We start from the raw sequence: 13,241 nt of genomic DNA, 5'->3' as shown, positions 1-13,241 counted from the left end.
CATCATAGGGCGCGTGGGTGGGGGTGGGAAAGAGTTTTGTTAGTATTTTTGTTAGCTCGATGACGGTCCGGTTTAGCGCGGCGTCGGTGGTTGGGTGCCGAGGCCCATGATGCCGGTTGCCAGGGCTTCGATCGCCCAGGGAAAATCAGCCTCGTTGATATCGAATTCCGGCGTGTGGTGGCCAGAGGGAATATCCGATCCCACCACGGCGTAGATCGCCTGGCCGCCGCGTTCCTGGACGCGGCGCATGAAGAATGTCGCGTCTTCGCTGCCGCCGGTGACGTGGGGGGCGGTTTCGATCGCGACGCCGGTCAGGCCGGTCAGCGTGGCGGCGAAATGTTCGGCGAGGCGTTCGTCCGACGCGGCGACGGTGGTCCGGCCGGCGATGCGGATATCGACCGCGACGTCTTGCGCGATGGCGGCGCCGCGCAGCACGGCTTCGGCGCGCTCGGCCATGTAGTCGGCGATGGCTTCGGTTTCGCCGCGCACTTCCATCGACATGACTGCTTCATCGGCGATCACGTTGCGGCCCGAGCCGGCGCGCAGCGTGCCGACGTTGACGCGCGAGCGGCCGGAATGGTGGCGGGAAATGCCGTAGAGGCCGACCACGGCGCTCGATGCCGCGAGCAGGGCGTTGCGCCCTTCCTCCGGCCGGCCGCCGGCATGAGCCGCCTTGCCGCGGAACGTGACATCGAGCTTTACGCTCGCGAGATGGCCGCGCACCGACGGACGGAGCACGGCGCTGGGGACGCCGGTGCCGAGATGGATCGCGATGAAATAATCGACATCGTCGACCACGCCGGCCTTGACCATCGGCAGGGCGCCGCGACCGCCCTCCTCGCCGGGCTGGAAGATGAATTTGACCGTGCCGTGCAGGCGGTCGCGCGCGCCGGCCAGGAGTTCGGCGACGGCGAGTCCGATCGCGGTGTGACCATCATGCGCGCAGGCGTGCATGATGCCGGTGCGCGTCGAGGCGAAGCCTTCGCGGGCGGGGCGGTGGGCCTGGGTGTCGTTTTCGAGGATCGGCAGCGCATCCATATCGACGCGCAGGGCGATGACCGGGCCAGGTGAGCTGCCGTGCAGCGTGGCGACCACGCCGGTGTGGCCGCCGGCCAGGGCGGGGAGGAAAGCGGCCGGCGCGCCGGCCTGTTCGGCATCGTGATAGGCGCGGTCGAGCTCGGCCTCGGACGGGATGCCGACGCGGCTGGCGCTGTCCATCACGGCGCGGCCGAGTTTGACGTCGAGGCCGAGGCGGGTCAGGCGATCGGCGACGATGCTGGCGGTGCGGAATTCGGTGAGGCCGAGTTCGGGGTGGCGATGCAGGTCGCGCCGCGTGGCGATCGCCCGGGCGGTGATGTCGGCGAGCCGGGCGGAGAGTTCGTCGGGCATCATCGGTCCTTTTCGCGGGTCGTTCAACGTTTCAGGCGGTTGCCGGAACCAGGCGCTTCACCCGTCCGACGGTGCTGCCGACGATGACGAGCGAGGCGATGCCTGCCGCAACGATATAATAGGCCGGCATCAGCGCATTGCCGGTCATGGCGATCAGCCAGGTGATGGTGAGGGGCGAGAAGCCGCCGAAGATCATCACGGAGAGATTATAGGAAATCGCCATGCCGGTGGAGCGGACCGCTGCGGGAAACATCGAGGCATACAGGCCCGGGCCCGATCCTTGGAGCAATCCCATCACGGTCAGCACCACGAGCTGGGCGATGATCAGCCGCTCGAAGCCCGGCGCGGCCAGGACGAAGGCGAAGAAAGGATATGAGATCAGCGCGGAGATTGCGGTGAACAGGAAGAACATCCGGTAGGCGCCGAACCGGTCGGCCAGCATGCCGCCGATGGCGCAGACCACGATGTCGATCCCCGAGGTGACCATGATGCCGACCAGATCTTCCCAGAGCGGCAGGTGAAGTTCCTTGACGACGTAGATCGGCAGATAGGTGTTCCAGATATAGGTGAGCGCGGTGCCGATGATGGTCAGCCCGATCGCGCAGATCAGCGGCAGCCAGTAATGGCGGACGACCTCGATGATCGGCGCGCGCTCGATCGCGGTATGGTCTTTCAGGGCGCGGAATTCGGGCGATTCCTTGAGCCGGTAGCGCACCCAGAAGCCGAACGGGCCGACCAGCGCGCCGAGGATGAAGGGAATCCGCCAGGCGCCGTGATGCAAGGCGCTGGCCGGCAGGGCGGTGAGGACCAGCAGCGCGCAGCCGGCGGCGATGACCCGGCCCAGCGCCTGCGAGGACATCTGGAAGCTGCCGAACAGCATGCGCCGGCCGGGCGGTGCATATTCCACCAGCAGCGCGGTCGAATTGCCGTATTCGCCGCCGATCGAGATGCCCTGCACGATACGGCCGAGCACGATGATCAGCGGTGCGGCAATGCCGATCGCGCCATAGGAGGGGGTGACGCCGAGGGTGAGTGTGCCGAACGCCATCATCACGATGAGCAGGGCGAGGGAGTTTTTGCGGCCATAGCGGTCGGCATAGGCGCCAAGCAGCACACCGCCGACCGGGCGGACCACGAAACCGATCGCGAAGGTCGCCCAGGTGAGCACGAGATGATAGCGGCCGGGGAAGAACGTCGTCGAGATGGCGCCGGCGAAATAGCCGTAGGAGACGAAATCAAACCATTCGAGACCGTTGCCGATCACGGACCCGAGGATGACGCGGCGCAGGATGCGGGGGGACTCGGTATCCGATGCTGCGCTCGTCATGACGTCAGACCTGCCATACTGCCCATGGTTATGTCCCTGGAGTGTCGCAGTGCGGGAGTATTCCCGCATTGCGCGCTGACGGCAAGGGTACCGGGACGGCGTATCGTCCGGCCGGGGTTATCGTGACGTCACGCGGGGATGCGGATTTGCAGTTTGATGTCGGTGGGGCGGCCGGCGGCGGCGCGTTCGAAGGCGGCGATGGCGTCTTCGAAGGGGAAGGTTGCGCTGACCAGCGGTTTCAGATCGACCTTGCCCGAGGCGACCAGGGCGAGGGCGCGGTCGAACACGTTGGCGTAGCGGAACACGGTTTCGATGCGGAGTTCCTTGGCGATGGCTTCGGGGACCGCGAGCGTCACTGTGTCGACCGGCAGGCCGACCAGCACGAGGGCGCCGCCGGGGCGGACCAGGTCGATGATGTCGGCATAGGCTTTGGCGCTGCCGCTCGCCTCGAAGACGATATCGGCCCCCCAGCCGGCGGTTTCGCGCGCGATGGCGGCGCGGAAGGGTTCGGTTGCGATGTTGACCGGCGTGATGCCGGGATACTGGCCGGCGATGGCGAGTTTTTCGGCGCTGAAATCGGCGATCAGCACGCGCGAACAGCCGCCGGCCAGCGCGGCCAGGGCGATCATGATGCCGATGGTGCCGGCGCCGATCACCGCGGCGACATCGCCGGGGACGATGCGGGCGCGTGTGGCCGCCTGCATGCCGATGGCGAAGGGTTCGATCATGGCGCCTTCGGCGAAGCTGACATTGTCGGGCAGTTTGTAGGTGTAGGCGGCGGGGTGGACGACCGCGGCGGTGAGGACGCCGTGGACCGGCGGGGTTGCCCAGAAGCGCACCGCGGGATCGACGTTGTAGATGCCGAGTTTGGCGGCGCGGGAATTGGCGTCCGGCACGCCAGGCTCCATGCAGACGCGATCGCCGGCGGCGAGGCCGTGCACCGCGGTGCCGATTTCGGTGATGGTGCCGGCGGCTTCGTGGCCGAGTACCATCGGCTCGTTGACGACGTAGGACCCGATGCGGCCGTGGGTGTAGTAATGCACGTCGCTCGCGCAGATGCCGACCGTGTCGATGGCGATCCGCACGTCGTGCGGGCCGAGCGTGTCGGGCAGGTTGATGTCACGGAGCGACAGAACGCCTTTACGCTCAACGATCAGGGCACGCATGGTGATGGTTGACTCCCGTGGGTGATGCGGCGGCGTTGGTGGCGCGGTCCGCCGGTTGGCGCTGGAATTGGAAGACGGGGCCAGATTTCCCGATAAGTGATTGTAGTCACTTCGGAAAATCTGGTGGGCGCGACAGGGATTGAACCTGTGACCCCCGCCATGTCAAGGCGATTTAGTGTTCATATTCTGTCGATTGATACAAAATAATCTTAACTAAATCAATACATTGGAAGCATCCGGCATCACGACCGGTCACGGTGAGTCATTTTAAAGTGGGACGGATTGGGGACGCGGAGCTGCCGGCATTCTGTCTCGCTTCATGCCGAGCCCCGCTACGTGTCAGCCCCCACACGGGTTGGTAGATATGCAGCAGTTTTTCGAAATAAGCCTAAAGCATCCCACTTTTCAAAATCATATACGCGAGGGCTTGGAGTGCCTTGAGAGGCCGCTGGATCAGTGACGATCGGATACCGTGTCCCCGCTCGACGGCACCCACCCAGCGGCACCGTGCCAAGAGATAGTCAGGCTCTCAGATCGCCAGTGTGGCGTTGTCCACGACCTCCTTCATGACGAAGAAGGTTCGGGTTTGCCTGACCCCGGGCAAGCCAATCAGTTTTTCGCCATGCAACCGGTTGAAGTCCGCCATGTCGCGCACCCGGATTTTCAAAAAATAGTCGAAATCGCCGGCGACCAAGTGACAATCGAGGATCATCGGCATCAAGCGAATCGCAGCTTCGAAGGCGCTGAAGCTCTCAGGCGTCGAACGGTCCAGCACAACACCGACCATCACCAGCGAGCCTCGGCCAACCTTGCCAGGGACGATCTGCGCCCGGACAGCGCTGATGAACCCGTCGGCGAACAACCGCTGCGTGCGACGGTGGCACGTGGCCTGACTGGTGTTCACCTGCTTGGCGATGTCCGCATTGCCCATTCGGCCGTCGGTTTGCAGCAGGCGCAATATCTTGAGGTCCATACGGTCAAGCGAATCAGTCATGAGAGGATCTTCCATAAAACGGGTACCGAATCGGTTTTTCACTCTAGTAAACATCCATATATTTTGGCGATACCCCTGAAATACTACAAAATTTGAGAGCACCTTCCGACAAAGGTTTGGTATGTTGCCTCCTCGTTATCACAACAGGGAATTCCGCGTTGATGCTGGACAAATTCGAGCGCTACAAACTGACCTTTGGACCGACGCCTATCGAGCACCTTCCCCGCCTGACTGCTCATCTTGGCGGTGCCGTCGAAATCTACGCTAAGCGGGAAGACTGCAACTCCGGCCTCGCGTATGGCGGAAACAAGCTCCGCAAGCTGGAATACATCGTGCCCGACGCCATCGCCAGTAAGGCTGACACGCTTGTCTCGATCGGCGGGGTGCAGTCCAATCACACCCGCATGGTGGCGGCAGTGGCAGCCAAAATCGGAATGAAGTGTCGGCTTATCCAGGAGAGCTGGGTCCCGCACGAAGACGCCGTGTACGACCGTGTTGGCAACATCCTGCTGTCGCGCATCATGGGCGCCGAGACCCAACTGGTGGATGAAGGTTTCGACATCGGTATCCGCGAGAGTTGGACACGGGCTCTCGAGGACGTGCGCGCCAAGGGCGGCAACCCGTATGCCATCCCGGCTGGCGCGTCCGTGCACAAGTTCGGCGGCCTGGGCTATGTTGGGTTTGCCGAGGAGGTGCGCGCCCAGGAGGCCGAAATGGGCCTACACTTCGATTATGTGATTGTCTGCACCGTCACCGGATCAACCCATGCAGGCATGGTCGTGGGCTTCGCCGCGGACGGCAGGGCGCGCAACGTGATTGGCATCGACGCGTCCTGCACTCCCGCACAAACGAAGGCGCAGGTTCTCGACATTGCGCGAAAAACGGCCGCCCTGGTCGGCGGCGCGGATGTGATGGATGACGACGTCGTACTGATGGAGGATTACGCGTACCCCGTGTACGGCGTGCCCTCGAAGGAAACGGTGGATGCGATCCGTCTGTCGGCACGGCTGGAAGGTATGATCACCGACCCGGTGTACGAGGGGAAGTCGATGCAGGGCATGATAGATCTCGTGCGAAAGGGCTTCTTTCCGTCCGGGTCGAAAATCCTCTACGCGCATCTTGGCGGTGCGCCGGCTCTGAACGGATATAGCTACACGTTTCGCAATGGTTAACACGCGGAGCGTTACGCAACAGACGGGTCGCTTGGCGTCGAACCCCCTTTGCAAAGGCCATCGGCGCAACGCGAACCGACCATTCGGTTCTGTTGCCGGAACCCCGAGTCCCGGCGCTGAGCCTATCTCAATTTTGGCAACGGCGCGGCAATTGCGTTCGGGTCAGGGCGAAATCTTCGCTTGCCGCCCGCTGCATTGCAGCATAGGCTGACTCCATGGTGCGATATCTGGGTCGGTCACTGCTTCTCGCGATTCTGGTGTGTCTGACGGTCCTCGTTGCAAGTTTCGCCCTGACCCGAATTTCAGGCAATCTCGCGATAAACATCGCCGGCCCCGACGCTTCACCCCAGGCGATTGCGCAGATCCGTCATCAGCTTGGGCTGGACCAGCCGCTCTCGGTGCAGTTTCTGACCTGGGCCGACCACGCGCTGCACGGCAATCTGGGCGAATCCTATCTGTTTCACGAGAAAGTCTCACACCTGATCGCAACGCATTTCCCCAAAACATTGCTGCTCGGCCTGACTGCCATAGCCATCGCCATCGTGTTCGCGGTGCCGCTCGGGATCGTTGCGGCCCTCAACGAAGGCAGGCTCGTGGATAATCTAATCGGCACGGTGGCGCTGATCGGTCAGGCGGTGCCCAGCTTCTGGCTCGGATTATTATTGATCGTCTGGTTCGGGATCGATCTGCACTGGCTTCCGATTGCCGGCACCGAAACCTGGCGGGGCTACGTGCTGCCGGCCTTCGTCCTGTCTTTCGTTGCGATTCCGGTCATGCTGCGGATGACCCGCGCTGGCATGGTCGATGCGATGCGCGCCGATTACATCCGCACCGCGCGGGCCAAGGGCCTGTCGCGAACCAGCATTGTCTGCAAGCACGCGCTGCGCAACGCTGCGATGCCGGTGGTCGCGGTTTCTGCCGTGCAACTCGGCTTCATCCTCGGCGGATCGGTGGTCGTCGAGGTCGTGTTCAATGTGCGGGAGGTCGGCTATCTGGCGTGGGAATCGATCGGCAAAGGCGATTTTCCCGTGGTCCTGGCAGTGGTCCTGCTCTTCGCCATGATTTTCGTCGGCCTCAATCTGCTGGCCGATGTGTGTGGTGCATTGCTCGATCCGCGGCTGCGCGGCACTTGATGGCAATGCGACGGATCGGGCTTTATCTGGGTGCCGTGATCGTGGGATTCACTGCGCTCGTCGCCATGTTCGGCCCCGCGCTGGCACCGCACAGTGCGTTCACCCAGGACCTCGGCCATCGGTTTATCCCGCCGATGTGGATGAAGGGTGGCTCGGACGCTCATATCCTCGGCACCGATCAATTGGGCCGTGATTACCTGTCGCGCCTGATCCTGGGGGCACGGATATCGATGTTGATTGGGATTTCCACCATTGTACTGTCGGGCGCAATCGGCACCACCCTCGGCGTCGTCGGCGGGTATTTTGGCGGCGTGGTCGATCGGGTGGTGATGTTCCTGATCTCTTGCCGCCTCGCGATCCCGCTGATCCTGGTTGCCCTGACAGTGGTGTCCCTGGTCGGCAGCTCGCTCACCGTGGTGATGCTGACCATCGGCCTGCTGCTATGGGAGCGCTTCGCCGTGGTCTCGCGCGCTGCGACGCGACAGGTCTGCGCCCAGGACTACATTGCCGCTGCGCGCGCCGCAGGCGCGTCGCACGGCCGGATCATTTTCGCCGAGATTCTGCCCAACATCGTCCATCACCTCATCGTGATCGCTACCGTTGACATGGCAATCGCCATCCTGCTCGAAGCCGCGCTGTCGTTTCTTGGATTGGGCGTGCCACCGCCACTGCCGTCCTGGGGGCTCATGATCGCGGAGGCGAAGGACTATATGTTCTTCACCCCCTGGGTGATCGAAATCCCCGGCATCGCGCTGCTTGTGCTCGTGCTCGGCATCAACCTGCTCGGCGATGGCCTGCGCGATGCGCTGGGCGCGGAGACGGATCGATGAGCACCGCGCCGCATCGATCCGAATCCGCCCAGGCGCAAAGACCAACCCCGGCATCGGCCTCCGCTTTGGCCATCGAAGGCCTCGATATCGCCTTTGGGCCGCTGCATGTCGTGCGCGGCATCAGCCTCGCGGTGGCGCCGGGCGAGACCCATTGCCTGGTCGGTGAATCAGGTTGCGGCAAGTCGATCTCGGCGCTGTCGGTGCTGGGTCTGCTGCCCCGTCAGGCGCGCCGCCAGGCCGGGCGCATCCTGTTCAGCGGCACCGATCTGACCGGTCTGGCGGAGCGCGATCTCGCCCGGCTGCGCGGCGATCGCCTCGCGATGATCTTCCAGGAGCCGATGACCAGCCTGAACCCCGCCTATACGATCGGCTCGCAGATGATCGAGGTACTCCGCCGCCACCGGGGCAACAGCCGATCGACCGCGGTGGACGCTGCGGCGGCAATGCTCGCCCGGGTCGGCATTACGGCCCCGGAGATGCGGCTTGGCCAGTTCCCCCATCAATTGTCCGGCGGCCTACGCCAGCGGGTGATGATCGCCATGGCGCTGCTGTGCGAACCTGCCGTGCTGATCGCCGATGAACCGACCACCGCGCTCGATGTCACGGTGCAGGCGCAAATTCTGCACCTGCTCGCCGACCTGAAGCGGGATTTCGGACTTGCGGTGCTGCTGATCACCCATGATCTCGGCGTCGTCGCACGTGTCGCCGATCAGGTTTCGGTCATGTACGCCGGCGAAATCGTCGAACAGGCGCCGGTCGCGTCCCTGTTCGCCGCACCCAGCCACCCCTATACGCGCGGCCTGCTCGCCTCGATTCCCGTACCGGGCAGGGTGCGCAAGGGCGAGACACTAGGAAGTATCCCCGGCATCGTGCCCGCGATCCGCAGCGGTTTCATCGGCTGCGCGTTCCGCGACCGCTGCGCCGAGGCCTTGCCCGTCTGCGCTGAACCTGTCGCCAAGCGCGAAGCGGGACCCGATCACATCTATCGCTGCCGGTTGTCCCCGGGATGGGTGGCGACGGCATGAGCAACGCGATCGAAATCACGGGCCTGTCGCGCAGTTTCCAGCAACGTGACGGCGCGCTGGGCGCGCCGCGCCACGTTGTCGCGGTCGACGACGTTTCGATCGCGGTCGGCACCGGGCGCGTCCTCGGTGTCGTCGGTGAGTCCGGTTGCGGCAAATCCACGCTGGCCCGCCTCCTGCTGGGTCTGCTTTCCCCCACCGCCGGCAGCGTGACCATCGAAGGCCGATCGCTCGCCGCCGTACCGCGGCGCGATCGCGCCCGCCTGATCCAGCCGGTGTTTCAGGACCCGATGAGTTCGCTCAACCCGCGCCGAACGGTGGGCGCGATCATTGCCCTGCCGCTGCTCGCCGAGGGCGGCATCGGCCGCGCCGAACGCCGTGACCGCGTGGCCGACATGCTGCAACGGGTCGGGCTCGCGGCCGATATCGCACGGCGGTATCCGGGGCAGCTGTCGGGCGGCCAGCGCCAGCGCGTGGCGATCGCGCGCGCGCTGATCGGCCAGCCCCGCATCCTGATCTGCGACGAACCGACATCGGCGCTCGACGTTTCCGTCCAGGCGCAGATCCTCAACCTGCTGGCCGCCCTGCGCGTGGAATTCGGGCTGACCATCGTGTTCATCAGCCACAACCTCGCGGTTGTCGAGCATATCGCCGATGATCTGGCGGTGATGTATCTCGGGCATCTTTCGTGATCCCAGCCACCCCTATACCCGCGCCCTGCTGAGCGCCGTGCTGACACCCGATCCGGCGCTCGGCATTCCCGTGCTGCCATTGGGCGACGATTATCCCGATCCCTCCAACATTCCCCCCGGCTGCCGGTTCCACCCGCGCTGCCCCCGCGCGCTGGCGACCTGCAACCATCGCCCACCACCGCGCGGCGCCGTGGAGTGTCATCTAACGGAACGACCCGTTCCGGACCTTGCCGAATCGCGCGATCTTCCCATCAGGAGCCTGACATGAAGCGACGGATCTTCACCAACACCGCAGCCGCCACCGCCGTAGCGCTACCCGCACTCACCCGCACATCGTGGGCCGACAAGGCCGATGATACGCTCCGCATCACGTGGCGCGATGCGATCCCGGATATCGATCCGTATCGCAACAATCTGCGCACCGGGCTGATCGTCGCGGTCGAGGCGTGGGACACCCTGGTCTATCGCGATCCGCACACGTTTAAGATCGTCCCGCTGCTCGCGACATCATGGACGATGCCGGATTCGACGACGATCGACTTTACGTTGCGGCAAGGTGTCAACTTCCACAACGGTGATCCGTTCGGCGTCGACGATGTGGTCTATACCTTCAACAGCGTGCTGCATGATCCGAAAGCGATGGTGCCGAGCAATTTCTCGTTCATCGCGGGCGTCGAAAAACTGAGCGCGGATCAGGTCCGTTTCAAACTCAAGGGCGTCTTTCCAGCGGCGCTGGAATATTTCGCAATGGTGCTGCCGATTTACCCGAAGACCTATCGCGAAAAAGTCGGGGCAGCGGCCTATTCGCAAAAGCCGATCGGCACCGGCCCTTACCGGATCACCCGGGTCAGCGGCAGCAGCGAGATCGATCTCGAGCGGTTCGATGGTTATTTCAAGGACAGTCCGAAAGGTCGGCCGGCGATCCGCTCCATCAAAATCTCCGAAGTGCTCGATGCGGCGGGTGAACTCACCGCGTTCATCAGCGGGCAGGCCGATTGGATCTGGCAGTACAACCCCGACCAGTTCAAAAATCTGTCGGAACTGCCTGGCAAGACCGCGCTACGTGCCCCCTCGATGCGGATTGGTTATATTTCGATCGATGCCGCCGGGCGGACCGGCAAGGATAATCCGCTGACCAAACTGAAAGTCCGCCAGGCAATCTTCTGCGCGATCGATCGTGCCGCGATGGCGAAGGATCTGGTCCAGGGCGGTTCCACGCCGATCGCCGCCCCTTGCTATCCCAGCCAGTTTGGTTGCCAGGAATCTGCCGCCGTGGCCTATCCGTACAATCCCGAACGGGCACGGAAACTGCTTGCGGAAGCAGGATTCCCGAACGGCTTTTCCACTACATTGGTGACGTATCTGCTGCCATCCTGGAACGCCGCGGTACAGAACTACCTCAAGGCCGTCGGGATCAGGGTCAACATCCAGCAACTTCAGGTCGGCGCCATGACCCAGAAGGTGATGGCCGGCCAAGCACCGCTCGCCATGGGAAGCTGGGGTAGCTATTCGATCAACGACGTCTCGGCGATTCTCCCGTATTTCCTCGCCGGCGGCCCGAACGATTATGCCAGGGACCCGGTCGTGGAAAAACTGGTCGAAGCCGGCGGATCGGTGACCTCGCCGCAGGCGCGGTTGAAGGACTACGCCGAGGCGATCCATCGCGTCAGCGCACGCGCGGAATTTCTACCCTTGTTCACCTTCGTCACCTATTACGCCTTTTCGAAAGACCTCGTGTTCACCCCGTTCCCCGATGAACTGCCGCGCTTCTACCTGTGCCGGTGGGCGTAGCACCATGAGCGAACGCAGCACCGCCATCGCCCACGCGCGCGACGCCTTCGACTCCGGCCGGTTCCAGGATGTGCTGGCCAAACTGATCGCGGTGCCCAGCACCTCGCAGGACCCTGATCGTGCGGCCGATGTCGCAACCTATCTCGACGCGCATATCCGCCCCTGGCTGATCCGCCTCGGCTTCACCGTCGCGCTGCATCCGAACCCGGAACCAGGTTTCGGGCCGATCCTGTTCGCCGAGCGGATCGAAGCGGCGGGCGTGCCGACCGTGCTGACCTACGGCCATGGCGACACGGTGCACGGGCTCGAGGATCAATGGCGCCCCGGCCTTGCGCCCTGGGCGCTGACGGTCGAGGGCGATCGCTGGTACGGTCGCGGCACTGCCGACAACAAGGGCCAGCACGCGGTCAATCTCGCCGCGCTGGAATCCGTGATTGCGGCACGGCAGGGCCGACTTGGGTTCAATATCAAACTGATCCTGGAGACCAGCGAGGAACAGGGCTCGCGCGGGCTGCGTGCCTTCGTCGCGGCGCGGCGCGACCTGCTGGCGGCCGATGTGCTGATCGCCTCCGATGGTCCGCGCGTCCTGCCCGATCTGCCGACGATCGCCACCGGCACGCGCGGCACGTTCCATTTCGATCTGCTGGTCTCGCTGCGGCGCGGCGGCGTGCATTCCGGCCATTGGGGCGGCCTGGCGGCGGACCCGGCGGTGATTCTCGCCCATGCGCTGGCCTCGATCTGTGATCGGCATGGCCGCATCCTGGTGCCCGGCTGGTTGCCCAAGGCCGGCATTCCGGCGGCGACCAAATCCGTGCTGGAGGGTTGCCCGGTCGGCGGCAGCGGCCAATCGGCCGCGATCGATCCGGATTGGGGCGAGCCGGGCCTGACCGATGCGGAAAAAATCTTCGCCTGGACCAGCTTCATTGTGCTGGCCATGACCTCTGGCACGCCGGCCCATCCGGTCAACGCCGTCGCACCCGATGCACGGGCGCATTGCCAGCTGCGCTACACCGTCGATGCCGATCCCGCGACCTTCGAAGCCGATCTGCGCCGTCATCTCGACGCGGCAGGATTTCCCGAGGTGCGGATCGAGCGCGCCGGCATCCGCATGCCGGCGAGCCGCACCGATCCCGCGCACCCCTGGGTGCGGTTCGCCGCCGACAGTATCGCGCGCAGCCTCGATCGTCGGGTGCAGATCATTCCCAACGCCGCCGGCGGTCTGCCGGGCGATGTGTTCGTCGATCATCTCGACGTGCCGCTGGTCTGGGTGCCGCACAGCTACAACGGCTGCCAGCAGCACGGGCCTGATGAACATATTCTGGCCTCGTCGCTGCGCGAGGCGATCACCGCGTTCGCCGGCCTGTGGTGGGATCTCGGGGCGGGAAATACACCAAGCGCACCTTCCATTGACGCTAGATGTTTGGTTCCGGCAATTCATGGAGCGGGTTTAGGGTGAATGGGTTCGGCTCATTTGTCCAGGTTTTACAGATGAACTCGTATGGAGTGAGACCTTTGAGGGTCTTAAGGTGCTTGGCGTCGTTGTATGCGGTGACAAAGTTGTCGAGATGACTGCGTAGTTCATGGTGGCGCTCATAGCGGAAGCGTTTGATGGTTGCCCCCCTTGATGGCTACGGCATTCACACATTTCACTTGCCCTTTCGAACCGGCTCTGATTCTCCATGATTTTAGGATTGACGGGGGACGAGATGGCGGTTCGGGGCGGCG

Annotated in this window: 12 protein-coding genes and 1 pseudogene; 8 read left to right on the top strand and 5 right to left on the bottom strand. The window is 63.9% G+C overall.

Features of this window, described 5'->3' with window-relative positions:
* Window positions 1-72: 72 nt before the first annotated feature.
* The 4 genes from B7X49_RS15895 to B7X49_RS15880 all read right to left on the bottom strand — a co-directional run bounded on the left by B7X49_RS15895 (window position 73) and on the right by B7X49_RS15880 (window position 4,876).
* Window positions 73-1,389, bottom strand: a complete 1,317-nt coding sequence (locus B7X49_RS15895) for an amidohydrolase (protein ID WP_286705037.1) — start codon at window positions 1,387-1,389, stop codon at window positions 73-75.
* A 31-nt stretch (window positions 1,390-1,420) separates the two neighbouring features.
* A complete protein-coding gene (locus B7X49_RS15890; protein ID WP_286840157.1) occupies window positions 1,421-2,716 on the bottom strand; it encodes an MFS transporter in 1,296 nt (431 codons plus the stop codon).
* Window positions 2,717-2,844: 128 nt separating this feature from the next.
* Window positions 2,845-3,882, bottom strand: coding sequence for an NAD(P)-dependent alcohol dehydrogenase (locus tag B7X49_RS15885; protein WP_029312898.1), 1,038 nt, complete (start codon window positions 3,880-3,882; stop codon window positions 2,845-2,847).
* A 529-nt stretch (window positions 3,883-4,411) separates the two neighbouring features.
* On the bottom strand, window positions 4,412-4,876 hold the full coding sequence (locus tag B7X49_RS15880) for an Lrp/AsnC family transcriptional regulator (RefSeq protein ID WP_408735583.1): 465 nt from the start codon (window positions 4,874-4,876) through the stop codon (window positions 4,412-4,414).
* Between the two features lie 161 nt (window positions 4,877-5,037).
* Between B7X49_RS15880 and B7X49_RS15875 the strand changes: the two genes are divergently transcribed.
* The 8 genes from B7X49_RS15875 (at window position 5,038) to B7X49_RS15840 (ending at window position 12,972) form a co-directional block, all read left to right on the top strand.
* A complete protein-coding gene (locus B7X49_RS15875) occupies window positions 5,038-6,048 on the top strand; it encodes a 1-aminocyclopropane-1-carboxylate deaminase (protein WP_286705039.1) in 1,011 nt (336 codons plus the stop codon).
* A gap of 215 nt (window positions 6,049-6,263) precedes the next feature.
* Entirely contained in the window at window positions 6,264-7,181 is a 918-nt protein-coding gene (locus tag B7X49_RS15870; RefSeq protein ID WP_286705040.1) for an ABC transporter permease, read from the top strand.
* A complete protein-coding gene (locus tag B7X49_RS15865; RefSeq protein WP_286705041.1) occupies window positions 7,181-8,011 on the top strand; it encodes an ABC transporter permease in 831 nt (276 codons plus the stop codon). The genes B7X49_RS15870 and B7X49_RS15865 overlap by 1 nt, the downstream gene beginning before the upstream one ends.
* Window positions 8,008-9,036, top strand: coding sequence for an ABC transporter ATP-binding protein (locus B7X49_RS15860; protein WP_286705042.1), 1,029 nt, complete (start codon window positions 8,008-8,010; stop codon window positions 9,034-9,036). Before B7X49_RS15865 ends, B7X49_RS15860 begins: the two co-directional genes overlap by 4 nt.
* The gene (locus B7X49_RS15855; RefSeq protein ID WP_286840151.1) at window positions 9,033-9,725 is read left to right on the top strand and encodes a dipeptide/oligopeptide/nickel ABC transporter ATP-binding protein; all 693 of its coding nucleotides are present in this window, start codon (window positions 9,033-9,035) and stop codon (window positions 9,723-9,725) included. Before B7X49_RS15860 ends, B7X49_RS15855 begins: the two co-directional genes overlap by 4 nt.
* 37 nt (window positions 9,726-9,762) lie before the next feature.
* Complete coding sequence (locus B7X49_RS15850) at window positions 9,763-9,993, top strand: hypothetical protein (protein ID WP_286840148.1); 231 nt, start codon at window positions 9,763-9,765, stop codon at window positions 9,991-9,993.
* The gene (locus B7X49_RS15845; RefSeq protein ID WP_286705044.1) at window positions 9,990-11,516 is read left to right on the top strand and encodes an ABC transporter substrate-binding protein; all 1,527 of its coding nucleotides are present in this window, start codon (window positions 9,990-9,992) and stop codon (window positions 11,514-11,516) included. Before B7X49_RS15850 ends, B7X49_RS15845 begins: the two co-directional genes overlap by 4 nt.
* A gap of 4 nt (window positions 11,517-11,520) precedes the next feature.
* Window positions 11,521-12,972 carry a M20/M25/M40 family metallo-hydrolase gene (locus tag B7X49_RS15840; protein WP_286705045.1) on the top strand — a complete coding sequence of 484 codons (1,452 nt, stop codon included), beginning with the start codon at window positions 11,521-11,523 and terminating at the stop codon, window positions 12,970-12,972.
* On the opposite strand, the pseudogene B7X49_RS15835 reads toward B7X49_RS15840, so the two are convergent.
* Window positions 12,929-13,138, bottom strand: a pseudogene (locus B7X49_RS15835) (IS481 family transposase); the annotation flags it as partial. The gene B7X49_RS15840 and the pseudogene B7X49_RS15835 sit on opposite strands and share 44 nt — an antisense overlap.
* Window positions 13,139-13,241: the final 103 nt, after the last annotated feature.

The organism is Acidiphilium sp. 34-64-41 (assembly GCF_002282635.1).
GTDB classification, from domain to species: domain Bacteria; phylum Pseudomonadota; class Alphaproteobacteria; order Acetobacterales; family Acetobacteraceae; genus Acidiphilium; species Acidiphilium rubrum.
Note: the sequence above shows the minus strand (reverse complement) of the source record. Positions and strands in the feature narration are given on the sequence as shown.